26 protein-coding genes are annotated in these 26,457 nt (G+C 72.5%); 21 read left to right on the top strand and 5 right to left on the bottom strand.

Annotated features, from left to right (window positions below):
• Positions 1-128 precede the first annotated feature (128 nt).
• From pyrR to ACZ597_RS21270, 14 genes are all read left to right on the top strand, one after another.
• On the top strand, positions 129-716 hold the full coding sequence (gene pyrR / locus ACZ597_RS21335; RefSeq protein ID WP_471332351.1) for a bifunctional pyr operon transcriptional regulator/uracil phosphoribosyltransferase PyrR: 588 nt from the start codon (positions 129-131) through the stop codon (positions 714-716).
• A gap of 106 nt (positions 717-822) precedes the next feature.
• On the top strand, positions 823-1,809 hold the full coding sequence (locus ACZ597_RS21330; protein WP_471332348.1) for an aspartate carbamoyltransferase catalytic subunit: 987 nt from the start codon (positions 823-825) through the stop codon (positions 1,807-1,809).
• Positions 1,810-1,811: 2 nt separating this feature from the next.
• Positions 1,812-3,098 carry a dihydroorotase gene (locus ACZ597_RS21325; RefSeq protein WP_471332346.1) on the top strand — a complete coding sequence of 429 codons (1,287 nt, stop codon included), beginning with the start codon at positions 1,812-1,814 and terminating at the stop codon, positions 3,096-3,098.
• Entirely contained in the window at positions 3,095-3,676 is a 582-nt protein-coding gene (locus ACZ597_RS21320) for a PH-like domain-containing protein (protein WP_471332343.1), read from the top strand. Before ACZ597_RS21325 ends, ACZ597_RS21320 begins: the two co-directional genes overlap by 4 nt.
• Positions 3,673-4,815, top strand: coding sequence for a glutamine-hydrolyzing carbamoyl-phosphate synthase small subunit (carA, locus tag ACZ597_RS21315; RefSeq protein ID WP_471332341.1), 1,143 nt, complete (start codon positions 3,673-3,675; stop codon positions 4,813-4,815). The genes ACZ597_RS21320 and carA overlap by 4 nt, the downstream gene beginning before the upstream one ends.
• Positions 4,808-8,116: a carbamoyl-phosphate synthase large subunit gene (carB, locus tag ACZ597_RS21310; RefSeq protein ID WP_405981620.1), complete on the top strand. Its 3,309-nt coding sequence runs from the start codon at positions 4,808-4,810 to the stop codon at positions 8,114-8,116. Before carA ends, carB begins: the two co-directional genes overlap by 8 nt.
• 87 nt (positions 8,117-8,203) lie before the next feature.
• Positions 8,204-9,313 carry a quinone-dependent dihydroorotate dehydrogenase gene (locus ACZ597_RS21305; protein ID WP_471332337.1) on the top strand — a complete coding sequence of 370 codons (1,110 nt, stop codon included), beginning with the start codon at positions 8,204-8,206 and terminating at the stop codon, positions 9,311-9,313.
• A complete protein-coding gene (pyrF, locus tag ACZ597_RS21300) occupies positions 9,310-10,152 on the top strand; it encodes an orotidine-5'-phosphate decarboxylase (RefSeq protein WP_471332334.1) in 843 nt (280 codons plus the stop codon). Before ACZ597_RS21305 ends, pyrF begins: the two co-directional genes overlap by 4 nt.
• Before the next feature lie 283 nt (positions 10,153-10,435).
• A complete protein-coding gene (locus ACZ597_RS21295) occupies positions 10,436-10,759 on the top strand; it encodes an integration host factor (protein WP_030234009.1) in 324 nt (107 codons plus the stop codon).
• 61 nt (positions 10,760-10,820) lie between these two features.
• Positions 10,821-11,384 (top strand): guanylate kinase, encoded by a 564-nt coding sequence (gene gmk / locus ACZ597_RS21290; protein WP_471332332.1) that lies wholly within the window; start codon positions 10,821-10,823, stop codon positions 11,382-11,384.
• 42 nt (positions 11,385-11,426) lie between these two features.
• The gene (gene rpoZ, locus ACZ597_RS21285; protein ID WP_004948662.1) at positions 11,427-11,699 is read left to right on the top strand and encodes a DNA-directed RNA polymerase subunit omega; all 273 of its coding nucleotides are present in this window, start codon (positions 11,427-11,429) and stop codon (positions 11,697-11,699) included.
• A gap of 109 nt (positions 11,700-11,808) precedes the next feature.
• Complete coding sequence (coaBC, locus tag ACZ597_RS21280) at positions 11,809-13,035, top strand: bifunctional phosphopantothenoylcysteine decarboxylase/phosphopantothenate--cysteine ligase CoaBC (protein ID WP_471332329.1); 1,227 nt, start codon at positions 11,809-11,811, stop codon at positions 13,033-13,035.
• Between the two features lie 194 nt (positions 13,036-13,229).
• A complete protein-coding gene (gene metK, locus ACZ597_RS21275) occupies positions 13,230-14,438 on the top strand; it encodes a methionine adenosyltransferase (RefSeq protein WP_125817760.1) in 1,209 nt (402 codons plus the stop codon).
• 83 nt (positions 14,439-14,521) lie between these two features.
• On the top strand, positions 14,522-16,621 hold the full coding sequence (locus ACZ597_RS21270; RefSeq protein WP_471332326.1) for a primosomal protein N': 2,100 nt from the start codon (positions 14,522-14,524) through the stop codon (positions 16,619-16,621).
• Between the two features lie 330 nt (positions 16,622-16,951).
• Here the strand turns inward: ACZ597_RS21270 and ACZ597_RS21265 are convergent, their stop codons facing one another.
• Positions 16,952-17,470, bottom strand: coding sequence for a hypothetical protein (locus ACZ597_RS21265; RefSeq protein ID WP_471332323.1), 519 nt, complete (start codon positions 17,468-17,470; stop codon positions 16,952-16,954).
• Positions 17,471-17,717: 247 nt separating this feature from the next.
• Here ACZ597_RS21265 and fmt point away from each other — a divergent pair, with 247 nt between their 5' ends.
• Together fmt and ACZ597_RS21255 are read left to right on the top strand one after the other, a co-directional pair.
• Positions 17,718-18,662: a methionyl-tRNA formyltransferase gene (gene fmt / locus ACZ597_RS21260; RefSeq protein WP_471332320.1), complete on the top strand. Its 945-nt coding sequence runs from the start codon at positions 17,718-17,720 to the stop codon at positions 18,660-18,662.
• Between the two features lie 57 nt (positions 18,663-18,719).
• The gene (locus tag ACZ597_RS21255) at positions 18,720-20,186 is read left to right on the top strand and encodes an RsmB/NOP family class I SAM-dependent RNA methyltransferase (protein ID WP_471332318.1); all 1,467 of its coding nucleotides are present in this window, start codon (positions 18,720-18,722) and stop codon (positions 20,184-20,186) included.
• Between the two features lie 19 nt (positions 20,187-20,205).
• Here ACZ597_RS21255 and ACZ597_RS21250 read toward each other — a convergent pair whose 3' ends face one another.
• Positions 20,206-21,459 (bottom strand): MFS transporter, encoded by a 1,254-nt coding sequence (locus ACZ597_RS21250; protein ID WP_471332315.1) that lies wholly within the window; start codon positions 21,457-21,459, stop codon positions 20,206-20,208.
• A 134-nt stretch (positions 21,460-21,593) separates the two neighbouring features.
• On the opposite strand from ACZ597_RS21250, the gene rpe reads away from it, so the two are divergent.
• The 5 genes from rpe (at position 21,594) to ACZ597_RS21225 (ending at position 24,662) form a co-directional block, all read left to right on the top strand.
• On the top strand, positions 21,594-22,280 hold the full coding sequence (gene rpe / locus ACZ597_RS21245) for a ribulose-phosphate 3-epimerase (protein WP_344159468.1): 687 nt from the start codon (positions 21,594-21,596) through the stop codon (positions 22,278-22,280).
• A 138-nt stretch (positions 22,281-22,418) separates the two neighbouring features.
• The gene (locus ACZ597_RS21240) at positions 22,419-23,432 is read left to right on the top strand and encodes a sugar-binding transcriptional regulator (RefSeq protein WP_042800630.1); all 1,014 of its coding nucleotides are present in this window, start codon (positions 22,419-22,421) and stop codon (positions 23,430-23,432) included.
• 126 nt (positions 23,433-23,558) lie between these two features.
• Positions 23,559-23,777, top strand: coding sequence for a hypothetical protein (locus tag ACZ597_RS21235; RefSeq protein ID WP_469114979.1), 219 nt, complete (start codon positions 23,559-23,561; stop codon positions 23,775-23,777).
• A gap of 49 nt (positions 23,778-23,826) precedes the next feature.
• Positions 23,827-24,267, top strand: a complete 441-nt coding sequence (locus ACZ597_RS21230; protein ID WP_471332312.1) for a guanyl-specific ribonuclease — start codon at positions 23,827-23,829, stop codon at positions 24,265-24,267.
• Positions 24,264-24,662 (top strand): barstar family protein, encoded by a 399-nt coding sequence (locus ACZ597_RS21225; RefSeq protein ID WP_471332309.1) that lies wholly within the window; start codon positions 24,264-24,266, stop codon positions 24,660-24,662. The genes ACZ597_RS21230 and ACZ597_RS21225 overlap by 4 nt, the downstream gene beginning before the upstream one ends.
• A 15-nt stretch (positions 24,663-24,677) precedes the next feature.
• On the opposite strand, the gene ACZ597_RS21220 is transcribed toward ACZ597_RS21225, so the two are convergent.
• From ACZ597_RS21220 to ACZ597_RS21210, 3 genes are all read right to left on the bottom strand, one after another.
• The gene (locus ACZ597_RS21220) at positions 24,678-25,397 is read right to left on the bottom strand and encodes a DUF4232 domain-containing protein (protein ID WP_471332307.1); all 720 of its coding nucleotides are present in this window, start codon (positions 25,395-25,397) and stop codon (positions 24,678-24,680) included.
• Between the two features lie 188 nt (positions 25,398-25,585).
• Positions 25,586-26,065, bottom strand: coding sequence for a group II truncated hemoglobin (locus tag ACZ597_RS21215; protein WP_471332304.1), 480 nt, complete (start codon positions 26,063-26,065; stop codon positions 25,586-25,588).
• Positions 26,062-26,391 carry a putative quinol monooxygenase gene (locus ACZ597_RS21210; RefSeq protein ID WP_471332302.1) on the bottom strand — a complete coding sequence of 110 codons (330 nt, stop codon included), beginning with the start codon at positions 26,389-26,391 and terminating at the stop codon, positions 26,062-26,064. Before ACZ597_RS21210 ends, ACZ597_RS21215 begins: the two co-directional genes overlap by 4 nt.
• Between the last annotated feature and the right edge of the window lie 66 nt (positions 26,392-26,457).

Here is a 26,457-nt window from a genome sequence, read left to right as displayed (position 1 = left end):
ACGCCCTCTTACGAGGGGTGCCGACGGGCCCCGGTGCGAGGGTCCGCCTCCGTCCCTGGTACCGTGGACGGCGTACATCAGACGTCCTTTAAGGTCCGTCCCGTGAGGCGGAGAAGGAGGTCCTTTTCATGGACAGCAAGACTTCCCAGGTCTCGGCCGACGAGGAAATGCGCCCCGTTCTGGAGGCGCAGGACATCGCCCGGGTCCTGACGCGCATCGCCCACGAGATCGTCGAACGCGCCAAGGGCGCCGACGACGTGGTGCTCCTCGGCATCCCCACCCGCGGTGTGTACCTGGCCCGCCGGCTGGCCGCCAAGCTGGAGGAGATCACCGGGACGAAGATCCCGGTCGGCTCCCTCGACATCACCATGTACCGCGACGACCTGCGCCTGAAGCCCGCGAGGGCGATCGGCCGCACCGAGATCCCCGGCGACGGCATCGACGGCCGCCTGGTGGTCCTCCTCGACGACGTCCTCTTCTCCGGCCGCACCATCCGGGCCGCCCTCGACGCACTCGGCGACATCGGCCGCCCCCGCGCCGTCCAGCTCGCGGTCCTCGTCGACCGCGGCCACCGCGAACTCCCGATCCGCGCCGACTACGTGGGCAAGAACCTGCCCACCTCGCTGCGCGAGACCGTCAAGGTCCAGCTCCAGGAGGAGGACGGCCGCGACGCCGTGCTGCTCGGCCAGCGGACCGCCCAGGCAGCAGGGCAGTAACCCCCGCGCGTACGGGACCCCTCGCGGGGGGCCCGTGCCGAGGTCTGCCCTGCCCGCACACCCGTCAGCCCCGCCTGCCTGCCCTCCCGACTTACGGAGCACCCAGATGAAGCGCCACCTCATCTCGGCCGCCGACCTCACGCGCGACGACGCCGTCCTGATCCTCGACACCGCCGAGGAGATGGCCCGGGTCGCCGACCGGCCGATAAAGAAGCTGCCCACCCTGCGCGGCCTCACCATCTGCAACCTGTTCTTCGAGGACTCGACCCGTACCCGGATCTCCTTCGAAGCCGCCGAGAAGCGCCTCTCCGCCGACGTCATCAACTTCGCCGCGAAGGGCTCCAGCGTCTCCAAGGGCGAGTCCCTCAAGGACACGGCCCAGACCCTGGAGGCCATGGGCGTGGACGCCGTGGTCATCCGCCACCACGCCTCCGGCGCCCCCTACCGGCTCGCCAACTCCGGCTGGATCGACGCCCCGGTGATCAACGCCGGCGACGGCACCCACCAGCACCCCACCCAGGCCCTGCTCGACGCGTTCACCATGCGCCGCCGCCTGGTCGGCCGGGACGCCGGGCTCGGCAAGGGCCTCGACGGCCGCCGGATCACCCTCGTCGGCGACGTCCTGCACAGCCGCGTGGCCCGCTCCAACGTCGACCTGCTGCACACCCTCGGCGCCGAGGTCACCCTGGTGGCCCCGCCGACCCTGGTGCCGGTCGGCGTCGAGACCTGGCCCTGCGAGGTCTCGTACAGCCTCGACGAGGTGCTGCCGAAGACCGACGCGGTCATGATGCTGCGTGTGCAGCGAGAGCGGATGAACGCCGCCTTCTTCCCGACCGAGCGCGAGTACTCCCGCCGCTACGGCCTGGACGCCGCGCGCATGGCCAAGATGCCCGAGCACGCCATCGTCATGCACCCCGGTCCCATGGTCCGCGGCATGGAGATCACCGCCGAGGTCGCCGACTCCGACCGCTGCACGGTCGTCGAGCAGGTCGCCAACGGCGTCTCGATCCGCATGGCCGTCCTGTACCTGCTGCTCGGAGGCTCCGAGCCCGCCGTCACCACCAGCTCCGCCCGCACCGAGGAGAACAAGTAACCATGAGCAAGATCCTTATCCGCGGCGCGAAGGTCCTCGGCGGCGAGACGCAGGACGTCCTGATCGACGGCGAGACCATCGCAGCGGTCGGCACCGGGCTGTCCGCCGAGGGCGCCCAGGTGATCGAGGCCGAGGGCCAGGTCCTCCTCCCCGGCCTCGTGGACCTCCACACCCACCTGCGCGAGCCCGGCCGTGAGGACTCCGAGACCGTCCTCACCGGTACCCGCGCCGCCGCCACCGGCGGCTACACGGCCGTCTTCGCCATGGCCAACACCTTCCCGGTCGCCGACACCGCCGGCGTCGTCGAGCAGGTCTGGCGCCTGGGCAAGGAGTCCGGCTACTGCGACGTGCAGCCCATCGGCGCCGTCACCGTCGGCCTGGAGGGCAAGAAGCTCTCCGAGCTGGGCGCCATGCACGAGTCCGCCGCCCGCGTCACCGTCTTCTCCGACGACGGCAAGTGCGTGGACGACGCGGTGATCATGCGCCGCGCCCTGGAGTACGTGAAGGCCTTCGGCGGCGTCGTCGCCCAGCACGCCCAGGAGCCCCGCCTCACCGAGGGCGCCCAGATGAACGAGGGCATCGTCTCGGCCGAGCTGGGACTCGGCGGCTGGCCCGCCGTCGCCGAGGAGTCGATCATCGCCCGCGACGTGCTGCTCGCCGAGCACGTCGGCTCCCGCGTGCACATCTGCCACCTCTCCACCGCCGGATCCGTCGAGATCGTCCGCTGGGCCAAGTCCCGCGGCATCGACGTCACCGCCGAGGTCACCCCGCACCACCTGCTCCTCACCGACGAGCTCGTGCGCTCGTACAACCCGGTCTACAAGGTCAACCCGCCGCTGCGCACCGAGCGCGACGTGATGGCCCTGCGCGAGGCGCTCGCCGACGGCACGATCGACATCGTCGCCACCGACCACGCCCCGCACCCGCACGAGGACAAGGACTGCGAGTGGGCCGCCGCCGCCATGGGCATGGTGGGCCTGGAGACCGCGCTCTCCGTCGTCCAGCAGACGATGGTGGAGACCGGACTGCTCGACTGGGAGGGCGTCGCGGAGCGCATGTCGCACGCTCCGGCGCGCATCGGCAGCCTCGCGGGGCACGGCCGGCCCGTCTCGGCAGGTGAACCCGCGAACCTGACCTTGGTCGACACCTCGTACCGTGGTGTCGTGGACCCCGCACACTTCGCCTCCCGCAGCCGCAACACGCCTTACGAGGGCCGTGAGCTGCCGGGACGCGTCACTCACACCTTCCTGCGGGGCCGGGCAACGGTCGTGGACGGGAAACTGGCGTGACACCTGCAGTAATCCAACTGGCCGCCGAGGCCGCCGAGCGACAGTCGGCGGAGGTGACGGACTGGGGCGCCCGCATCGCGTGGGTGATCGGTCTGCTCGTCTTCATCGCGTTCGTGTACTGGCTGATGCGGCAGGGCTGGAAATGGCGCGGCGCTCTGCAGAGTGATCTGCCCGAGCTGCCCGCCGCCCCCGGCGGTCTCCCCGAGCACCGGCTGGCCCTGACCGGCCGGTACCACGGGTCCACCACCGCCGGGCAGTGGCTCGACCGGATCGTCGCCCACGGGCTCGGAGTCCGCAGCCGGGTCGAGCTCACCCTCACCGACACCGGCCTCGACGTGGTCCGTCCGGGGGCAACCGACTTCTTCGTACCGGCCGCGCAGCTGCGCGGCGCCCGCCTCGACAAGGGAATCGCGGGCAAGGTACTCACCGAGGGCGGTCTGCTCGTCGTCACATGGGCGCACGGCGACAAGCTGATCGACTCCGGATTCCGCTCCGACCGGGCCGCCGAACACGCGGCCTGGGTCGAAGCGATCAACTCCATGAACCAATCCATCACGACGGAAGGCGCCGAACGATGACGACCTCCACCAGGGGAGCAGCCAAAGCTCCCGCCGTACTCGTCCTGGAGGACGGCCGGATCTTCCGCGGCCGCGCCTACGGCGCAGTGGGGGAGACCTTCGGCGAAGCCGTGTTCTCCACCGGCATGACCGGCTACCAGGAGACCCTCACCGACCCGTCGTACCACCGCCAGGTCGTCGTGATGACCGCCCCGCACGTGGGCAACACCGGCGTCAACGACGAGGACCCCGAGTCCTCCCGCATCTGGGTCTCCGGCTACGTCGTCCGCGACCCCGCGCGCGTCCCCTCCAACTGGCGCTCGCAGCGCTCGCTGGACGAGGAGCTCGTCAAGCAGGGCGTCGTCGGCATCAGCGGCGTCGACACCCGCGCCCTGACCCGCCACCTGCGCGAGCGCGGCGCCATGCGCGTCGGCATCTTCTCGGGCGAGGCCATCGCCGACGACGCGGCCCTGCTGGCCCGCGTCCAGGAGGCCCCCCAGATGAAGGGCGCCGACCTCTCCGCCGAGGTCGCCACCAAGGAGGCGTACGTCGTCCCCGCGATCGGCGAGAAGAAGTTCACCGTCGCCGCCGTGGACCTCGGCATCAAGGGCATGACCCCGCACCGGATGGCCGAGCGCGGCATCGAGGTGCACGTGCTGCCCGCCACCGCCACCGTGGAGGACGTGTACGCGGTCAACCCCGACGGCGTGTTCTTCTCCAACGGCCCGGGCGACCCGGCCACCGCCGACGGCCCCGTCTCCGTCATGCAGGGCGTCCTCGCGCGCAAGACCCCCCTCTTCGGCATCTGCTTCGGCAACCAGATCCTGGGCCGCGCGCTCGGCTTCGGCACCTACAAGCTGAAGTACGGCCACCGCGGCATCAACCAGCCGGTCCAGGACCGCACCACCGGCAAGGTCGAGGTCACCGCGCACAACCACGGCTTCGCCGTCGACGCGCCCCTCGACAAGGTGTCCGAGACCCCCTACGGCCGCGCCGAGGTCTCCCACGTCTGCCTGAACGACAACGTCGTGGAAGGCCTCCAGCTGCTCGACCAGCCGGCCTTCTCCGTCCAGTACCACCCCGAGGCGGCCGCGGGCCCGCACGACGCCGCGTACCTCTTCGACCGCTTCGTTTCTCTGATGGAGGCCGAGCGTGCCTAAGCGCACCGATATCCAGTCCGTCCTGGTCATCGGCTCCGGCCCGATCGTCATCGGCCAGGCCGCGGAGTTCGACTACTCCGGCACCCAGGCCTGCCGCATCCTCAAGGCCGAGGGCCTGCGGGTCATCCTGGTGAACTCCAACCCCGCGACGATCATGACCGACCCGGAGATCGCCGACGCCACGTACGTCGAGCCGATCACCCCCGAGTTCGTCGAGAAGATCATCGCGAAGGAGCGCCCCGACGCGCTGCTCCCGACCCTCGGCGGCCAGACGGCCCTGAACACCGCCATCTCCATGCACGAGCAGGGTGTGCTGGAGAAGTACGGCGTCGAGCTCATCGGCGCCAACGTCGAGGCCATCAACAAGGGCGAGGACCGCGACCTCTTCAAGGGCGTCGTCGAGGCCGTCAAGGCCAAGATCGGCTACGGCGAGTCCGCCCGCTCGGTCATCTGCCACTCGATGGACGACGTCATCAAGGGCGTCGACACCCTCGGCGGCTACCCGGTCGTCGTGCGCCCCTCCTTCACGATGGGCGGTGCCGGCTCCGGCTTCGCCCACGACGAGGAGGAGCTGCGCCGCATCGCCGGCCAGGGCCTCACGCTCTCCCCGACCACCGAGGTGCTCCTGGAGGAGTCCATCCTCGGCTGGAAGGAGTACGAGCTGGAGCTGATGCGCGACACCAAGGACAACGTGGTCGTCGTCTGCTCCATCGAGAACTTCGACCCGATGGGCGTGCACACCGGTGACTCGATCACCGTCGCCCCGGCGATGACCCTGACCGACCGCGAGTACCAGCGGCTGCGCGACATCGGCATCGCGATCATCCGCGAGGTCGGCGTCGACACCGGCGGCTGCAACATCCAGTTCGCGATCGACCCGGTCGACGGCCGCGTCATCGTCATCGAGATGAACCCGCGCGTCTCGCGCTCCTCGGCGCTCGCGTCGAAGGCCACCGGCTTCCCGATCGCCAAGATCGCCGCCAAGCTGGCCATCGGCTACACGCTGGACGAGGTCCCGAACGACATCACCGAGAAGACGCCGGCCTCCTTCGAGCCGACCCTCGACTACGTCGTCGTCAAGGCCCCGCGCTTCGCCTTCGAGAAGTTCCCCGCCGCCGACGCCACCCTCACCACCACCATGAAGTCGGTGGGCGAGGCCATGGCCATCGGCCGCAACTTCACCGAGGCCCTCCAGAAGGCCCTGCGCTCCCTGGAGAAGAAGGGCTCCCAGTTCACCTTCGTCGGCGAGCCCGGCGACAAGGAAGAGCTGCTGGCCACCGCGGTCCGCCCGACCGACGGCCGCATCAACACCGTCATGCAGGCCATCCGCGCCGGCGCCACCCAGGAGGAGGTCTTCGAGTCCACGAAGATCGACCCCTGGTTCGTCGACCAGCTCTTCCTGATCAAGGAGATCGCGGACGAGCTCGCCGCCGCCGAGAAGCTCCACCCCGAGCTGCTCGCCGAGGCCAAGCGCCACGGCTTCTCCGACGCCCAGATCGCCGAGATCCGCGGCCTGCGCGAGGACGTCGTCCGCGAGGTCCGCCACGCCCTCGGGGTCCGCCCGGTCTACAAGACGGTCGACACCTGCGCCGCCGAGTTCGCCGCGAAGACCCCGTACTTCTACTCGTCCTACGACGAGGAGTCCGAGGTCGCGCCGCGCACCAAGCCCGCGGTGATCATCCTGGGCTCCGGCCCGAACCGCATCGGCCAGGGCATCGAGTTCGACTACTCCTGCGTCCACGCCTCCTTCGCGCTCAGCGACGCCGGCTACGAGACCGTGATGGTCAACTGCAACCCCGAGACCGTCTCGACGGACTACGACACCTCCGACCGCCTGTACTTCGAGCCGCTGACGCTCGAGGACGTGCTGGAGATCGTCCACGCAGAGTCGCTGGCCGGCCCGATCGCCGGTGTCGTCGTCCAGCTCGGCGGCCAGACCCCCCTGGGTCTCGCCCAGGCGCTCAAGGACAACGGCGTGCCGGTCGTCGGCACCTCCCCGGAGGCCATCCACGCCGCCGAGGACCGCGGCGCCTTCGGCCAGGTCCTCGCCGACGCCGGGCTGCCCGCGCCCAAGCACGGCACCGCCACCACCTTCGCGGGCGCGAAGGCGATCGCCGACGAGATCGGCTACCCGGTCCTCGTCCGTCCGTCCTACGTGCTCGGCGGCCGCGGCATGGAGATCGTCTACGACGAGACCCGCCTGGAGTCGTACATCGCGGAGTCCACCGAGATCTCCCCGACCCGCCCCGTGCTGGTCGACCGCTTCCTCGACGACGCGATCGAGATCGACGTCGACGCCCTCTACGACGGCTCCGAGCTCTACCTCGGCGGCGTCATGGAGCACATCGAGGAAGCCGGCATCCACTCCGGCGACTCGGCCTGCGCCCTGCCCCCGATCACCCTCGGCGGCTTCGACATCAAGCGCCTGCGCGCCTCCACCGAGGCCATCGCCAAGGGCGTCGGCGTCCGCGGCCTGATCAACATCCAGTTCGCGATGGCGGGCGACATCCTCTACGTCCTGGAGGCCAACCCGCGCGCCTCCCGGACCGTCCCCTTCACCTCGAAGGCGACCGCCGTCCCGCTCGCGAAGGCCGCCGCCCGCATCTCGCTCGGCGCCACCATCGCCGAGCTGCGCGCCGAGGGCATGCTGCCCAAGGCCGGCGACGGCGGCACGCTGCCGCTCGACGCGCCGATCTCCGTCAAGGAGGCCGTCATGCCGTGGTCGCGCTTCCGCGACATCCACGGCCGCGGCGTGGACACCGTCCTCGGCCCGGAGATGCGCTCCACCGGCGAGGTCATGGGCATCGACTCGGTCTTCGGCACGGCGTACGCCAAGTCGCAGGCCGGCGCCTACGGCCCGCTGCCGACCAAGGGCCGCGCGTTCATCTCCGTCGCCAACCGCGACAAGCGCTCGATGATCTTCCCGGCCCGCGAGCTCGTCGCCCACGGCTTCGAGCTGCTCGCCACCTCCGGCACCGCCGAGGTGCTGCGCCGCAACGGCATCAACGCCACCGTGGTGCGCAAGCTCAGCGAGGGCGAGGGCCCGGACGGCGAGAAGACCATCGTCCAGCTCATCCACGACGGCCAGGTCGACCTGATCGTCAACACCCCGTACGGCACCGGCGGCCGCCTCGACGGCTACGAGATCCGTACCGCCGCCGTGGCGCGCAGCGTCCCGTGCCTGACCACGGTCCAGGCGCTCGCCGCCGCCGTCCAGGGCATCGACGCGCTCAACCGCGGTGACGTCGGCGTGCGCTCCCTCCAGGAGCACGCGGAGCACCTCAACGCCGCCCGCGACTAGCAGCCAGTAAGCGAGAGGGGGACACCGGACGCGCGAACCGCGCCGGGTGTCCCCCTCTTCGTGAGCGCAGAAGGGACTTTTCGGACGATGTACAAACTGTTCTTCAACCTGGTCTTCAAGCGGATGGACCCGGAGCGGGCCCACTACACGGCTTTCCGCTGGATCCGCCTCGCCGCCGGCACCCCGGTGCTGCGCACCTTCGTCGCGGCCGCCCTGGCGCCGCGGTACGAGTCCCTGCGCACGGAGGCCCTCGGCCTGCGGATGCACGGCCCCTTCGGGCTCGCGGCCGGCTTCGACAAGAACGCCGTGGCCATCGACGGCATGTCGATGCTCGGCTTCGACCACATCGAGATCGGCACCGTCACCGGCCAGGCGCAGCCCGGCAACCCCAAGAAGCGGCTCTTCCGCCTGGTCCCCGACCGGGCGCTGATCAACCGCATGGGCTTCAACAACGAGGGCTCGGCCGCCGTCGCCGCCCGCCTGGCCGCCCGCAACCCCGTCTTCCGGACCGTCGTGGGCGTCAACATCGGCAAGACCAAGGTGGTGCCGGAGGCCGAGGCCGCCGCCGACTACGTGGTCTCGACCGAGCGCCTGGCCCGCCACGCCGACTACCTCGTCGTCAACGTCTCCTCGCCGAACACCCCGGGCCTGCGCAACCTCCAGGCCACGGAGTCCCTGCGGCCGCTGCTCACCGCCGTGCGCGAGGCCGCGGACCGCGCGGTCACCGACCGCCGCGTCCCGCTGCTGGTCAAGATCGCCCCGGACCTCGCCGACGAGGACGTCGACGCCGTCGCCGACCTCGCCCTCGAACTGGGCCTGGACGGCATCATCGCCACCAACACCACCATCGCCCGCGAGGGCCTGGGCCTGAAGTCCGACCCGGCCCTGGTGAAGGAGACCGGCGGACTGTCCGGCGCCCCGGTCAAGGAACGCTCCCTGGAGGTCCTGCGCCGCCTGTACGCGCGCGTCGGCGACCGCCTCGTCCTGGTGGGCGTCGGCGGCATCGAGAACGCCGAGGACGCCTGGCAGCGCATCCTGGCGGGCGCCACCCTCATCCAGGGCTACAGCGCCTTCATCTACGAGGGCCCGTTCTACGCCCGCGCCATCCACAAGGGCCTGGCCGCGCGCCTGGCCGCCAGCCCGTACGCGACCCTGGCCGAGGCCGTGGGCGCCGAGACCCGAAAGGCCGCGCTGTGAGCCCTGTGACCCCGTTCGGAACCCGTCTGCGTGCCGCCATGGACGCCCGGGGGCCCCTGTGCGTGGGGATCGACCCGCACGCCGCCCTGCTGGCCTCCTGGGGCCTGGCGGACGACATCGCGGGCCTGGAGAGGTTCTCCCGCGCCGTCGTCGAGGCCCTGGCCGACTCCGTCGCCGTCTTCAAGCCGCAGGCCGCCTTCTTCGAGCGCTTCGGTTCGAAGGGCGTCGCGGTGCTGGAGCGGACCGTCGCCGACGCACGCGCCGCCGGGACCCTGGTGGTCATGGACGCCAAGCGCGGCGACATCGGCTCCACGATGGCCGCGTACGCCTCGGCCTTCCTGGACCCGGCCTCCCCGCTGTTCTCGGACGCGCTGACGGTCTCCCCGTACCTCGGCTACGGCTCGCTCGCCCCGGCCGTGGAGCTGGCCCGCGCGTCGGGCGCCGGCCTCTTCGTCCTGGCCCTGACCTCCAACCCGGAGGGCGCGGAGGTCCAGCGCGCGGTCCGCGAGGACGGCCGCTCGATCGGCGCGACCATGCTGGCCCACCTGGCGGCGGAGAACGCGGGCGCCGAGCCCATGGGCTCCTTCGGCGCGGTGGTGGGTGCCACGCTGGGCGACCTGTCCTCCTTCGACCTGGACATCAACGGCCCGCTGCTGGCCCCGGGCATCGGTGCCCAGGGCGCGACCGCGGCCGACCTGCCGGCCGTCTTCGGCGCCGCGGTCGCCAACGTGGTCCCGAACGTCTCGCGCGGGGTCCTGAAGCACGGTCCGGACGCCGCCGCCCTGCGCGCCTCCGCGAAGCGCTTCGCCGACGAGGTGCGCGAGGCCGTCGCGGGCTGATGTGCGGGGTGCCGGACCGGCGCGTGCACACGGGATCTCGAAAATCGAACGTCTTTCCCCGGACAAAACCGGGGCGATATGTCTGTGATGTACGGTTCAGTGGAGGCTGACCAGGACTTTTCGTCCGTTCTCGCTGACTGGAGCGGCCTTGGCCGCTAGTCTCCGACCAGAGTGAACGAGCAGCGAGCGAATTCCATCGCTGTTCGGGACCTCGCGTGGCGTGGTGCCCACGGGCTCCCCGCCGGTCCGTATCCGACAGTTCGACATCCGAGGTGACGTAGGCGTGGCTCTTCCGCCCCTTACCCCTGAACAGCGCGCAGCAGCGCTCGAAAAGGCCGCCGCGGCTCGCCGGGAGCGGGCCGAGGTGAAGAATCGACTCAAGCACTCCGGCGCCTCCCTCCACGACGTCATCAAGACGGGTCAGGAGAACGACGTCATCGGAAAGATGAAGGTCTCCGCCCTTCTCGAGTCGCTGCCCGGCGTCGGCAAGGTCCGCGCCAAGCAGATCATGGAGCGCCTCGGCATCTCCGAGTCCCGGCGTGTCCGAGGTCTCGGCTCCAACCAGATCGCCTCTCTGGAGCGCGAGTTCGGCGGTAGCGGCGCCTGAGGCGTCGCCCGAGGTTCTCCCGGCGTTCTCAGGCAGTCCCGAGAACCTGGATAATCGCTCTATGGCAGCAGAGGTTCGTCCGCGGCTGACCGTGCTCTCCGGCCCCTCGGGGGTCGGCAAGAGCACGGTCGTCGCGCATATGCGCAAGGTCCACCCCGAGGTGTGGCTCTCGGTGTCGGCCACCACCCGCAAGCCGCGGCCCGGTGAGCGACACGGAGTCCACTACTTCTTCGTCAACGACGACGAGTTCGACAAGCTGATCGCCAACGGCGAGCTGCTGGAATGGGCCGAGTTCGCGGGCAACCGCTACGGCACACCCCGCGGCGCGGTACTGGAACGCCTGGACAACGGCGAACCGGTGCTGCTGGAGATCGATCTCCAGGGCGCCCGGCTCGTCCGCGAGTCCAAGCCCGACGCACAGCTGGTCTTCCTGGCCCCGCCGAGCTGGGACGAACTGGTCCGCCGCCTCACCGGCCGCGGCACCGAGTCGCCCGAGGTCATCGCGCGCCGGCTGGAAAGTGCCAAGATCGAACTGGCTGCCGAGTCCGAGTTCGACACCACCCTGGTGAACACCTCCGTCGAGGACGTGGCGCGTGAGCTGCTAGCCTTGATGAAAGTTGTTTGATCGTTTTCATATCGATCTTCACCCATCTTCGGAAGGTAGAGCGTGTCCTCTTCCATCACCGCGCCCGAGGGCATCATCAACCCGCCGATCGACGAGCTGCTCGAGGCCACGGACTCGAAGTACAGCCTCGTGATCTACGCGGCCAAGCGTGCGCGTCAGATCAACGCGTACTACTCGCAGCTCGGTGAGGGCCTGCTCGAGTACGTCGGCCCGCTGGTGGACACCCACGTCCACGAGAAGCCGCTTTCGATCGCGCTGCGCGAGATCAACGCGGGTCTGCTGACCTCCGAGGCCATCGAGGCCCCGGCCCAGTAGGGCTCGGAAGCACAGCTGAGAATTCCTTCACCACAGGCCCGGCAGAACATCTGCCGGGCCTGTGGTGTGTCATAGGTGTCGTACGCGAATCGTCGATGGGGAGTACGTGGTGGACAAGCCGAAGGTCGTGCTGGGCGTCAGCGGCGGCATCGCCGCCTACAAGGCCTGTGAGCTGCTGCGCCGGCTGACCGAGTCCGGGCACGACGTACGAGTGGTGCCCACGGCGGCCTCCCTGAACTTCGTCGGCGAGGCCACCTGGGCCGCGCTCTCCGGGAACCCGGCCTCCACCGAGGTCTGGGAGACCGTCCACGAGGTGCCCCACGTGCGCATCGGCCAGGCGGCCGACCTCGTCGTCGTCGCCCCCGCCACCGCCGACGTGCTGGCCAAGGCCGCCCACGGGCTGGCCGACGACCTCCTGACGAACACCCTGCTCACGGCCCGCTGCCCGGTGGTCTTCGCCCCCGCGATGCACACCGAGATGTGGGAGCACCCCGCCACCCAGGAGAACGTCGCCACGCTGCGCCGCCGCGGCGCGGTCGTCATCGAGCCGGCCGTCGGCCGGCTGACCGGCAAGGACACCGGCAAGGGCCGGCTGCCCGACCCGGAGGAGATCTTCGAGGTCTGCCGCAGGGTCCTCGCCCGGGGCGCCGCGGAGCCCGACCTCACCGGGCGGCACGTGGTCGTCAGCGCCGGCGGCACCCGCGAGCCGCTGGACCCCGTGCGCTTCCTCGGCAACCGCTCTTCGGGCAAGCAGGGCTACGCCCTCGCCCGCACCGCCGCCGCGCGCGGAGCCCGGGTCACCCTGGTCGCCGCCAACACCGCGCTGCCCGACCCCGCAGGGGTGGACGTCGTACGGGTGGGCACGGCCCTCCAGCTGCGGGAGGCGGTGCTGGAGGCCGCCGCGGACGCCGACGCCGTGGTGATGGCCGCCGCCGTGGCCGACTTCCGCCCCGCCGTGTACGCCGACGGCAAGATCAAGAAGAAGGACGGGCAGGACCCCGAGCCCGTGGCCCTCGTACGGAACCCCGACGTCCTCGCGGAGGTCTCCGCCGAGCGGGCCGTGGAGGGCCAGATCGTCGTCGGCTTCGCCGCCGAGACGGACGACGTGCTCGCCAACGGCCGGGCGAAGCTCCTGCGCAAGGGCTGCGACCTCCTCGTGGTCAACGAGGTCGGCGAGTCCAAGACCTTCGGTTCCGAGGAGAACGAGGCCGTCATCCTCGCTTCGGACGGAGCGGAGACTCCCGTACCGTATGGTCCGAAGGAAGTGCTGGCGGAAATCATCTGGGACCAGGTCGCCCCGCGACTCGCGCCCCGACGTGATCTTCGCCGCGCCTGAGCGTTTCCCTTCTCGCCGGTAGTTCCGTGCGTAAGAATGGAGTGCCGCAGGTCACACGGCTCCCACTGGGCGAGACGGGTGGTCCGGCGGACGGTGGCGACCGATAAACTGCACTTGGAACGTGATCGGGCGCAGCCCCCGGTGTGGTTCCGCCAAATGATCAGCCAGCAGCCGCTGCAACCCCAGGGAGCGTTGTGTCCCGTCGCCTGTTCACCTCGGAGTCCGTGACCGAGGGTCACCCCGACAAGATCGCTGACCAGATCAGCGACACGATCCTCGACGCGCTCCTCACCGAGGACCCGACCTCGCGTGTGGCCGTGGAGACTCTCATCACGACCGGTCTCGTGCACATCGCGGGCGAGGTGACGACCAAGGCCTACGCGCCGATCGCCCAGCTCGTCCGCGACAAGATCCTCGAGATCGGCTACGACTCGTCCAAGAAGGGCTTCGACGGCGCCTCCTGCGGCGTGTCGGTGTCCATCGGAGCCCAGTCCCCCGACATCGCTCAGGGCGTGGACACGGCCTACGAGTCCCGGGTCGAGGGCGACGAGGACGAGCTCGACAAGCAGGGTGCGGGCGACCAGGGCCTGATGTTCGGCTACGCGACGGACGAGACGCCCGAGCTGATGCCGCTGCCGATCCACATCGCGCACCGCCTCTCGCGCCGCCTGTCCGAGGTCCGCAAGAACGGCACCATCCCGTACCTGCGCCCCGACGGCAAGACCCAGGTCACCATCGAGTACGACGGTGACAAGCCGGTCCGCCTCGACACGGTCGTCGTCTCCTCGCAGCACGCCGCCGACATCGACCTCGACTCGCTCCTCGCGCCCGACATCCGCGAGTTCGTCGTCGAGCACGTGCTCGCGCAGCTCGTCGAGGACGGCATCAAGCTGGACACCGAGGGCTACCGGCTGCTGGTGAACCCGACCGGCCGCTTCGAGATCGGCGGCCCGATGGGCGACGCCGGCCTGACCGGCCGCAAGATCATCATCGACACGTACGGCGGCATGGCCCGCCACGGCGGCGGCGCCTTCTCCGGCAAGGACCCGTCGAAGGTCGACCGCAGCGCCGCGTACGCGATGCGCTGGGTCGCCAAGAACGTCGTCGCCGCCGGCCTGGCCGCGCGCTGCGAGGTCCAGGTCGCGTACGCCATCGGCAAGGCCGAGCCCGTCGGCCTCTTCGTCGAGACCTTCGGCACCGCCAAGGTCGACGTCCAGAAGATCGAGGACGCCATCGCCGAGGTCTTCGACCTCCGCCCGGCCGCGATCATCCGCGACCTCGACCTGCTGCGCCCGATCTACGCCCAGACCGCCGCGTACGGCCACTTCGGCCGTGAGCTGCCGGACTTCACCTGGGAGCGCACCGACCGCGTCGACGCGCTGCGCGCCGCCGCCGGCCTGTAAGCGGTAGCAGAACGACGCGAACGGCCCCGGACCACCACGGTCCGGGGCCGTTCGCTGTCAGTGGGGTTTGCCAGAATGCCTGTGTGAGCAGCGCGAACGAGTCCCAGCCGGAACAGCTCGCCCTGATCCGGGAGATGGTCGCCGAGGCGAAGGCCAAGGCGCCCAAGGCCAAGCCGCGCACCTGGCGCGGGGCCGCCGTGGCCGAAGAGCTGCCCGTCGCCCGGGTCCTCGTGAACAAGGGCGTGCTCCACCTCGACCGGCTCTTCGACTACGCCGTACCCGCCGAGCTGTCCGAGGCCGCCCAGCCCGGCGTGCGCGTCCGGGTCCGCTTCGGCGCGGGCGGGCACCGGGTGCACGGCGGCCGCCGCGAGGGCGGCGGGCTCATCGACGGCTTCATCGTGGAACGGCGCGCCGAGTCCGACTACGACGGCGCCCTGGCCGCCCTCGCCCAGGTCGTCTCGCCCGAGGTGGTCCTCGGGCCCCGCATGCTGGCCCTCGCCCGGGCCGTCGCCGACCGGTACGCCGGCTCCCTGGCCGACGTGCTCCAGCTGGCCCTGCCCCCGCGCAGCGCCCGCGCCGAGGCCAGGCCCTCGCCCGAACCGCTGCCCCCGCCCGCCGCGCCCGAGCCCGGCGGCTGGACGCGCTACGGTGCCGGGCCCGCCTTCCTGCGCGCCCTGGCCACCGGCGGCACCCCCCGCGCGGTGTGGACGGCGCTGCCCGGCCCCGGCTGGGCGGACGAGCTCGCCCGGGCCATGGCCGCCACCCTCGCCTCCGGGCGCGGGGCCCTCGCGGTGGTGCCCGACGGGCGCACCGCCGCCCGGGTCGACGCCGCTCTCACGGCCCTGCTGGGCGAGGGGCGGCACGCGCTGCTGACCGCCGACTCCGGCCCCGAGAAGCGCTACCGGCAGTGGCTCGCGGTGAGCCGGGGCTCGGTCCGCGCCGTGGTCGGCACCCGGGCGGCGATGTTCGCCCCCGTACGGGACCTCGGGCTCGTGGCGGTCTGGGACGACGGCGACTCCAGCCACGGCGACATCCACGCCCCCTTCCCGCACGTCCGCGAGGTACTGGAACTGCGCGCGGTCAGCGACGGCTGCGGCTTCCTGGCCGGGAGCACCAGCTGCACCGTGGAGGCCGCCCAGCTGGTGGAGTCCGGCTGGGCCAGGCCGCTCGTCGCGGACCGGGAGACCGTACGGGCCGCCGCGCCCCGCATCCGCACCGTCGGGGACGAGCTGCTGGCCCGCGACGGTGCGGCCCGCGCGGCGCGGCTGCCGAGCCTGGCCTGGGAGACCGTGCGGGAGGGCCTGAAGAGCGGGCCCGTACTGGTCCAGGTGCCCCGGCGCGGGTACGTGCCCCGGCTGGCGTGCGAGCGCTGCCGGACGCCGGCCCGCTGCACGGTGTGCGCCGGGCCGCTGGAGGCCCCCGACGAGCGGGACCTGCACTGCGGCTGGTGCGGGCGGGCCGAGAGCGCGTGGCACTGCCAGGAGTGCGGCTCGTTCCGGCTGCGGGCCCAGGTGGTGGGCGCGCGGCGGACCGCCGAGGAGCTGGGCCGGGCCTTTCCCGCCGTGCCGGTGCGCACCTCCGGGCGGGACCACGTGCTGGACGAGGTGTCCGACCGGCCCGCGCTGGTGGTGTGCACCCCGGGCGCCGAGCCGGTCGCGGCGGGCGCCGGGTACGCGGCCGCGCTGCTGCTGGACGGCTGGGCGATGCTCGGCCGGCCCGACCTGCGGGCGGGGGAGGAGGCGCTGCGGCGCTGGATCGCCGCCGCCTCGCTGGTCCGCGCCGACGGGCAGGTGGTGGTCGTCGCCGAGCCGACGCTGCGGCCCGTGCAGGCCCTGGTCCGCTGGGACCCGGTCGGGCACGCCGTACGGGAACTGGCCGAGCGGGCCCAGCTGGGCTTCCCGCCGGTGTCCCGGATGGCGGCGGTGGCGGGCCGGGGGGAGGCGCTGGAGGCCTTCCTCGAAGCGGTGGAGCTGCCGGCGGACGCGGAGGTACTGGGTCCCGTACCGCTGCCGGGGCGGCGGGGGGAGTCCTCGCCGGGGGAACGGGTGCTGGTGCGGGTCCCTCCGGGGAGCGGGGCGGCGCTGGCCGCCGCGCTGAAGTCGGCGCAGGCCGCCCGTATGGCGCGGGGCGCGCAGGCGGGGGACCCGATCCGCATCCGGATCGACCCGCCGGACATCGGCTGAGGGGTGGGGCCGGCCGTGGGTGCGCCGCTGCGCGGGGCGTGATCCCCTGCCCGCCCTTCCACCGTTCCCCGGGCCGTGCCCGGACCCCTTCCGGGGGCTCCGCCCCCAGCCCCCCGCGCCTCAAACGCCGGCGGGGCTGGTTTCGCTCAGCGGAATTCCAGCCCGCGCGGCGTTTGAGCGCAACGGGGTCCGGGGCGCAGCCCCGGGGAACGGGCGAAGGGCGGGTAGGGGACCACGCCCCGCAGGGCCGCCGCTACCCCCGGGGGGAGACAGCGGCGGGCCCGCGGGGTGGCGGCCGTCGGGGGTCGGCGGCCCGGCGGCGGGGTGGGGTCAGCCGCTGCGGGGGCCGGGGAAGGCCGACGGGCGGGCGGCGGCGGCCGCCTGGGCCTCCTCGCGGACGGGCTGCGGGGGCACCGAGCGCGCCGCGGGGATCGTGGGGAGCGGTCCCAGCGTGCGCGTCGTGGTGCCCTCGGCCAGCGGCTCCGCGGCCTCGGCGGCCTGCGCGCGGCGTGCGCCGTAGCGGCGGTGCACGGCCTGCTTCGTGACGCCGAGCGCCGAGCCGACGGCGTCCCAGGAGAAGCCGAGGGAGCGGTCGAAGTCCACCGCCGCGGTGACCAGCGTCTCGACGCTGTCCCTCAGTTCCTGGGCGAGCCGGACGGTCGGGGCGGGGGCCCTGCCGTAGACGACGAAGCCCGTGGAGGGCCCGGAGCGGCGCGGGCGGTACACGTTGCCGAGCTGGGCCGTGAGCGTACGCAGTGCGTCCACCTGTCGGCGAACCCGCTCGATGTCCCGCACCAGGAGGTGCAGGCTGGCCCGTGCTTGGGCGTCATGGGTGGCGTGGTCGGCCATGGAGAAGCCTCTCGAACCGGTGCTGGAGAGCGGATCGGGCCGCAGACACCGTCTTGATCGCGGCCCGTTTCGGTCAATCTCTCTTGACCAACGCGTCACCGGGCGCCCAGGTCACGCACGGGGGGCGTGTCGGCATATGCGAGAGGCGCGCCTGTGTGCGTACGCCCCCCGATACCGCAGGTGGGCCGGGGTGGACGTCCCATAGACTGGTGCGCTGCTGACAGCCGAGATAGCGAGGTAGGACCCAGTGAAGCTCGTCTTCGCAGGCACCCCCGAGGTCGCCGTACCCGCCCTGGACGCCCTGATCGCCTCCGGGCGCCATGAGGTCGCTGCCGTCGTCACCCGGCCCGACGCCCCCGCCGGGCGCGGCCGCCGGCTGGTCGCCAGCCCCGTCGCCGAACGCGCGGAGGAGGCGGGGATCGAGGTCCTCAAGCCGGCCCGGCCCCGTGACGAGGAGTTCCAGGCCCGGCTGCGCGAGATCGCCCCGGACTGCTGCCCCGTCGTCGCCTACGGGGCGCTGATCCCCAAGAGCGCGCTCGACATCCCCCGCCACGGATGGGTCAACCTGCACTTCTCGCTGCTGCCGTCCTGGCGCGGCGCGGCCCCCGTCCAGCACTCGATCATGGCGGGCGACCAGGTCACCGGCGCCTCCACCTTCCGCATCGAGGAGGGCCTCGACACCGGCCCGGTCTTCGGGGTCCTCACCGAGGAGATCCGCCCGACCGACACCAGCGGCGACCTGCTGACGCGCCTCGCCTTCGCCGGGTCCGGACTGCTGTCCGCGACCATGGACGGGATCGAGGACGGCAGCCTGCGTGCCATGGAGCAGCCCGCCGACGGGGTCTCCCTCGCGCCGAAGATCACCGTCGAGGACGCCCGGATCGACTGGAACGCCCCCGCGCTGCGCGCCGACCGCGTGGTGCGCGGGTGCACCCCGGCCCCGGGCGCCTGGACCGTCTTCCGCGGCGAGCGCCTCAAGCTGATCTCCGTCGGGCTGGTCCCCGACCGCACGGACCTCGCGCCGGGCGTGCTGGCCCCGGCCAAGAACAACGTCTACGCGGGTACGGGCTCGCACGCCGTCGAGCTGCTCTGGGTGCAGCCTCAGGGCAAGAAGCCGATGAAGGGCGCCGACTGGGCCCGCGGGGTGCGCATCGCTCCCGGCGAGCGCCTGGGCGCCGCCGACGTAGGCTGATCCCGGGCAGCCCCCGCCCAACCGCACCGCACCTCGTAACTCCGGAGCACCTTTCACGTGAGCGAACAGCCCCGTCGTCGTCCCGCCCCCAAGACGGGCAACGGCAAGCAGGCCAAGCCCTACCGCCGGCCGCAGAAGGACCCCGTCCGGATGCTGGCCTTCGAGGCACTGCGGGCGGTGGACGAGCGCGACGCGTACGCGAACCTCGTCCTGCCCCCGCTGCTGAAGAAGGCCCGGCAGGACGAGCGGTTCCAGGCGCGGGACGCGGCCCTGGCGACCGAGCTGGTCTACGGGACACTGCGCCGGCAGGGCACGTACGACGCGGTCATCGCCGCCTGCGTGGACCGGCCGCTGCGCGAGGTGGACCCGCCGGTCCTGGACGTGCTCTCGCTGGGCGCGCACCAGCTCCTGGGCACCCGCATCCCCACCCACGCGGCGGTCTCCGCCAGCGTGGAGCTGGCCCGAGTGGTGCTCGGCGACGGACGGGCGAAGTTCGTCAACGCCGTGCTCCGCAAGATCGCCGCGCACGACTTGGACGGCTGGCTGGAGCGGGTCGCGCCGCCGTACGAGGAGGACGCCGAGGAGCACCTGGCGGTCTACCACTCGCACCCCCGCTGGGTGGTCAGCGCCCTCTGGGACGCGCTGGGCGGCGGCCGCGCCGGGATCGAGGACCTCCTCGAAGCCGACAACGAGCGGCCCGAGGTGACGCTGGTGGCCCGTCCCGGCCGGTCCACGCCCGAGGAGCTGGTCGAGGCGCTCGGCGAGGAGTCGGCGCTGCCGGGGCGCTGGTCCCCGTACGCCGTCCGGATGGCCGAGGGCGGCGAGCCGGGCGCGCTGGAGGCGGTCCGCGAGGGGCGCGCCGGTGTGCAGGACGAGGGCAGCCAGCTGGTGGCCATGGCCCTGGCGGCGGCCCCGGTCGAGGGCCGCGACGAGCGGTGGCTGGACGGCTGCGCGGGCCCCGGCGGCAAGGCGGCCCTGCTGGGCGCGCTCGCGGCGCGGCGCGGGGCCTTCCTGCTGGCCTCCGAGAAGCAGCCGCACCGGGCGCGCCTGGTCGAGAAGGCGCTGGCCGGCAACCCGGGCCCGTACCAGGTCATCGCCGCCGACGGCACCCGTCCGGCGTGGCTGCCGGGCTCCTTCGACCGGGTCCTGATGGACGTCCCCTGCTCCGGCCTGGGAGCGCTGCGGCGCCGTCCGGAGGCCCGCTGGCGGCGTCGTCCGGAGGACCTGGAGGGCTTCGCGCCGCTCCAGCGGGCGCTGCTGCGCGAGGCCCTGTCCGCGGTGCGCGTGGGCGGGGTCGTGGGCTACGCGACCTGCTCCCCGCACCTGGCGGAGACCCGGGTGGTCGTGGAGGACGTGCTCAAGGGCCGGGGCGCGGGGAACCTCCCGGTGGCGGCCGAACTGATCGACGCCCGCCCGTACATGGAGGGCGTACCGGCGCTGGGCGACGGCCCGGACGTCCAGCTCTGGCCGCACCTGCACGGTACGGACGCCATGTACCTGGCGCTGCTGCGCCGCACCGCGTAGCGCGCCCGGCGCCCGGCGCTCAGCGCGGTGCCGAGCGCCGGGTGCGGACCGGCGAGAGCAGGGTCGGCAGGAACGAGAGCGCCACGACGGCCGCACCGGTCCAGAGGGCGCCGCGCAGGCCGATCAGCTCGGCGAGCAGGCCCGAGGCGGCGGAGCCCAGGGCGATGGCGCCGGTCAGCATGAACCGGAAGGTGGCGTTCATGCGGCCGAGGAGCGGATCCGGGGTCAGGTGCTGGCGCAGGCTGACGCCGAGGACGTTGCCGGAGCCGACGGTCACCGTGGACACCATCCAGCCCGCCGCGGCCGCCCACAGCCAGGGCCCGCGGTCCGCCGTCGGGACCAGCAGGGCCGCCGGGGCGAGGCTCAGGGTCAGGGCGCGGCCGTAGCCGGCCCGGGCCGCGAAGGGCCGGGCCAGCCGGGCCCCGCACAGCAGTCCCACCCCGCCGGCGGCCCAGAACAGGCCCAGCGCCGCGGCGGACAGGCCGAGCTCGCCGACGAAGAGCACCGGCAGCATGGCGTTGATCACGGAGCCGCCCAGGTTGATCAGGCTCGCCGTCAGCGCGAGCGCGCGCAGCTCCGGGTGGCCCAGTACGTGCCTCAGCCCCTCCGAGACCTGGGTGCGCAGCCGGGTCCGCTCGGTGGCGGACGGCTTCCGGACCGGCCGGACCCCCAGCATCCGCAGGGCCGAGCCGAGGTGGCCGAGGGCGGCGCAGGCGAGGGCGACGGGGGCCGTCAGGAAGGCGATCAGGGCCCCGCCCGCGCCCCGGCCGGCGATGTTCGCGACGGCCATCAGGGTCACCATGGCGGCGTTCGCCCGGACCAGGCCGTCCCGGCCGACGAGCCGGGGCAGCACGCTCTGGGAGCCGACCTCGCCGAACACGGCGGCGCAGCCGGAGAGGAGGACGACGGCGTACAGCTGGGGCAGCGTGAGCACGTCCAGCCACCAGGCGACCGGCAGGGAGCCGACGAGGGCGGCCCGGGACAGGTCGGCGGCGATCAGCACCCGGCGGGTGCGCATGCGGTCCACCCAGGCGCCGGCCGGGAGGCCGATGAGCAGGAAGGCGGCGGTGGAGAGGGCCGCGAGCGCGCCGATCTGGGCGGGGCTCGCGTCGAGGGCGGTGAGGGCGAGCAGCGGGACGGCGATGTAGCCGGTGTTCGCGGCGAACTGGCTCAGGGTCGCGGCGCCGAACAGGGCGCGGAAGCCGGGGTTGCGCCAGGGGCCGGCTCCGGGAGGGGGAGGGGCGGTGGTACCGATGGGGGTGGCGGTTGTCATGTACGTAACGGTGATAGCCCTTCACCGCGAAGGACAAGCGAGTATTCGCGCCATGATCAATTAAGCTCCGCTACGAAAACCCCGAGTTCCGGGGCCGTGGCCGGAAGTGCCCGCAGGCATGGCAGGCTTGGGGCATGGCCGTTCAGATCAATCCCAGCATCCTGTCCGCCGACTTCGCCCGTCTCGCCGAGGAGGCGCGGGCCGTCGAGGGGGCCGACTGGCTGCACGTCGACGTCATGGACAACCACTTCGTCCCGAACCTCACCCTCGGCGTGCCGGTCGTGGAATCCCTCAGCCGGGCCACGGACATCCCGCTGGACCTGCACCTGATGATCGAGGACCCGGACCGCTGGGCGCCGCAGTACGTGGAGGCCGGGGCCGGATCGGTCACCTTCCACGCCGAGGCCGCCGCGGCCCCGGTGCGCCTCGCGCGCGAGATCCGGGCCAAGGGCGCCCGGGCGGCCATGGCCCTCAAGCCCGGCACCCCGATCGAGCAGTACGAGGACATCCTCCCCGAGCTCGACATGGTGCTGATCATGACGGTCGAGCCCGGCTTCGGGGGCCAGTCCTTCCTGGACATCATGCTGCCCAAGGTCCGCCGGACCCGTGAGCTGATCGCCAAGCACGGGCTGGACCTCTGGCTCCAGGTCGACGGCGGGGTCTCGGCCACGACGATCGAGCGGGTGGCCGAGGCCGGCGCCGACGTCTTCGTGGCCGGCAGCGCGGTCTACGGGGCGGTCGACCCGGCCGCCGCGGTCCGTACCCTGCGCGACCAGGCGGGCGCGGCGATCGCCGCCGCGCCCTGGGCTTGCGACCACTGAGGCGGGCGCCAGGGGACGGCTCGGTGAACGGAAGCCGTCCAGGCTGATCAATGGCCGTTGGATCTGACAGGATGAACGGCGAGTCGAGAGTGTGAACACGACAGTGTGAACAGCAGTGAGGAGAGCGCGGTGTCTGCAATGTCGGCGGGACGGTCAGCCCTGCGGATGGGACCCGCGGAGCTGGTGCAGGCGGCGGCCATGGCGCGCCGCTTCTACCTGGAGGGCAAATCCAAGATCCAGATCGCCGAGGAGTTCGGCGTGAGCCGCTTCAAGGTGGCCCGGGTCCTGGAGACCGCCCTCGAACGCGACCTCGTACGCATCGAGATCCGGGTACCGGCGGAACTGGACGCGGAACGCTCCGACGCGCTCCGCGCCCGGTACGGGCTGCGGCACGCCGTCGTGGTGGAGTCGCCGGCCGACGCGAGCGAGGACGCCCCGGACCCGGAGAACCTCGGAGCGGTCGCGGCCGACCTGCTCGGGGAACTGGTCAACGAGGGCGACGTGCTCGGGCTGGCGTGGGGGCGGTCGACCATCCACATGGCCGCCTCCCTGCACCGGCTGCCGCCGTGCACCGTCGTCCAGCTGACCGGCGTGTACGACGCGGGAACCGCCGAGCGCGGCTCCGTGGAGGCCGTGCGCCGCGCCGCGCAGGTCTCCGGCGGGGACGCGCACCCCATCTACGCCCCGATGCTGCTCCCGGACCCGGCGACCGCGGCCGCGCTGCGCAGCCAGACCGGGATCGCGCGGGCCTTCGAGTACTTCGACAAGGTCACCGTCGCCGCCGTGTCCATCGGTTCCTGGGAGCCGGGGATCTCGACCGTCCACGACATGCTGACCGACGAGGAGCGGGCGCACTACGCCTCGCTCGGCGTCGCGGCCGAGATGTCCGCCCACCTCTTCGACAAGGAGGGCCGCCGGGTCGGCCGGGACCTGGGCGAGCGCTGCATCACCGTCGAGGCCGACCGGCTGCGCCGGATCCCCGAGGTCGTGGCGATCGCGGGCGGGCTGCGCAAGGCCTCGGCGATCGGAGCGGTGCTCCGCTCCGGGCTGGTGACCAGCCTCGTGACGGACACGGCGGTCGCCGACTACCTGCTGACCGAGTCCGAGCCGGGGCTGCGGCCGGCGCTGGACCGGGCGGACCCGGACGACTAGGCCCTGTCCGGGCGCCCCCGGGCCCTCCCCGCGGAGGTGCCCCGGAGGCCCACGGGGTGAATGGTGCCGCAATCGAGACCGTAGGAGTGGGCCGTCGGACGGTCCCGCGGGCGCATACTGATTCCAATGACCAAGTCCGCAGTACCTCGCCGTCATTTGCCGTCCAGCCCGTTCAGGGCGCCTGTGGAGCCGCCCGTGAGGCGGTTCGACGTCGGCGACCGGGTCAGCCACGACCAGCACGGCCTCGGCCGTGTCGTCGGGGTCGAGGAAGAGGCCGTCCTCGTCGACTTCGGTTCCGTGCAGAAGCGCATCCTGAGCCCCTACAGCAAGATGTCCGTGCTCTGACACAGCCGGGCGATTCGCCACCGAATCGGATATTTGACACGATCAGGGCATGATCCTCAGGAACGTGCCCCGGTCGTTGTCGCGCGTGCTCGGGGCCCTGTTCCTGTGCGCCGCGCTGGCCGCCGCCCTGACGGGCTGCGGCGGCGGGGCCGCCCCGGCGCGTCCGCCGTCCGCCGCGAGCACCGCCGCCCCCGCCCCCGAATGGGCGAAGGGGATGCCCACCGTACGGGCCGACGCGCTGCCCCCGCAGGCGCGCGAGGTGCTGGCCCTGATCGACAAGGGCGGCCCGTACCCGTACCGGCAGGACGGGACCGTCTTCGGGAACTTCGAGAAGGCCCTGCCGAAGCAGAAGCGCGGCTACTACCACGAGTTCACCGTGCGGACGCCGGGCGAGCGCGACCGCGGGGCCCGGCGGATCGTGACGGGCGGGGGCGGGGAGTTCTACTACACGGACGACCACTACGAATCCTTCAAGGCGGTTCTCCGATGACCCTCGCCCCGCAGCCGCTCGCCCCCGCCCTGGCCGCCGCCGAGGAGGCCGGCTGGAGCGTCGTACGGCTGGACCTGGACGGTGTCCGCAGCAAGGCGGCGCTGATGCGCCGGTGCGCGCGGGCCCTGCGGGCGCCGGAGTGGTTCGGCGGGAACTGGGACGCGCTGGCGGACCTGCTGGCCGATCTCTCCTGGCTCCCCGAGGCCCCCGGGCGGCTGCTGGCGGTGACCTCGTGGCGCGGCTACGCGGCCGAGCGGCCGGGCGACTGGGACACCCTGACGGAGGTCCTGGAGGGGGCGGCGGACTTCTGGCGGGAGCAGGGGGAACGGGCGGAGCCGGCGCGGCAGCGGGAGCGCGACGGGGCGCCCCCGCTGACGGTACTGCTGTCCGCCTAGCCCCAGCCCGGACCCCTAGCCCTTGCCCGGCCTGAACAGCTGGTCCTCGACCGAGCGGAGGTCGAGGTTCCAGTACGTGACCTTGGCGTTGCGCCCGACGTTCAGGTCGCCGGTCCGGGCGGCCAGGCCCTGTTCGAGCCACGCCGATTCCTTGTTGCTGCCGAGCGCGCGGTCCTGGTAGCCCATGGACAGCGCCGTGACGGCGACCGTCCGCTCGCTCCCGCGGAAGAGGTACACGCCCGCGTACGCCTTCTCCTTCGGCTTGAGGGTGGCGACCGCCCGGGGCGCGGAGCCCATCGGGGCGAGCGGGCCCCCGACCACCGTGCCGAAGCCGACGTACGGGTAGTGGTAGAGGGTGCACGGCGTGCCGCTGAGGTTGGTCGCCGTGATCAGGAGGTTCTGCCCCGAGTCCGTCTTCCACAGCGACGGGGTGATCGACAGGTCGTCGTGGCTGCAGGCCCTGGCGGCCGGCTTCGCGCCGGCGGTGGGGGCGGTGGAGCCGCTCGGTGAGGGGCTCGCCCCGCCGCCCGCGGGAGTGCTCGCGGAGGCGGACGGGCTCGCGCTCGGGGAGGCACCGGTACCGGGGGAGGCCGGCGCGGGCGCGGACGGGGAGGCGGACGCGGTGGGGTTCTTGGCGTCGTCCTTGCCGGAGTCGCAGGCGGTGGAGGTGAGGAGCGCGGCGACGGCCGCCGCTCCGAGGGCGTAGGTCTGCCATCTGTTGCGGGCGGTGCTCATGGTGGGCCCCCGTGTGGTTCGCATGGGTCGAGAGGTGGTGCCGACCTCCCGTTCATGCCCCGCGCGGAATCCCCGGAGCCCCTCCAGCGGCGCACTGTTGCCGACTCATGACGGGACGTCACCGTTCCGCCCAAGTGGCCGCGACGCGTCCGGTCGGGGACCGGCCCGGACCGGCCCCCGACCGGGTGTCACTCCGCCTCGGCCGCCTGCGGCTGCCAGGGCGGGGTCTGGCCCCAGGACCAGACCGGGATCTTCGCCGCGTCCACCGGCGGCGGGTTCGGGCCCGAGTAGATCAGGGCCATCCGGGTGCCCCACTCGATGTAGTAGACGAACACCGCCCGGAACTCCGGGTCCGTCGGGAGGCCGACCTCGTCGGCCGTGTCCAGCAGCAGGTCCACCCAGCGGCGGCGCTGGCGCTCCGTGATGCCGCGCCCCAGGTGCTTGGTGGCCATGTGCTGGTGGCCGCCGTGGTGCGCCGAGTAGCCGGTGGGGCCGCCGAAGACCTCCGCCAGCCAGACCGCCACGTGCCGGGGGTGTTCCGAGTCCATGCCCGCGAAGACGGGGGCGAGGATCTCGTCGCGCAGCGCATGGGCGTAGAAGGCGTCGGTGAGCCTCTCCAGGGCCTCCGCGCCGCCCATCCACTCGTAGATCGTGGGAGTCGTGCTCATGACTGTCCGGCGGCCTTTCCAGGTCCCACCACGCCGGTGACGGAGTAGTGCTGCATCTCCTCGATGTTCGTCACGTACGGGCGGATCGCGCTGAAGAACGCCGGGAAGTGCTCACCCTTGCGAAAGCCGTTGAGGTGGGCGTCGACCGAGGTCCAGCGGATGCGGAGGATGTACCGCTCGGCGTCGTCCGTGTTGTGGGCCAGCTCGTAGTCGATGCACTCGGGCGACGCGGCCAGGGCCTCGGCGGCCCTCGCGTACGCGTCCTCGAACGCCTGCTGGTCCTGCGAGGCGATCCGGTAGCGGATGTACTCGACGGTGGTGGTCATGGGTTGCGTGCCTCTCCCTGGGGTCAGGTCGTCCCGGCTACCTTTCCGGGATCATGCGTACCCGGA

It is taken from the genome of Streptomyces sp. NPDC040718 (assembly GCF_055593565.1).
Note: the sequence above shows the minus strand (reverse complement) of the source record. Positions and strands in the feature narration are given on the sequence as shown.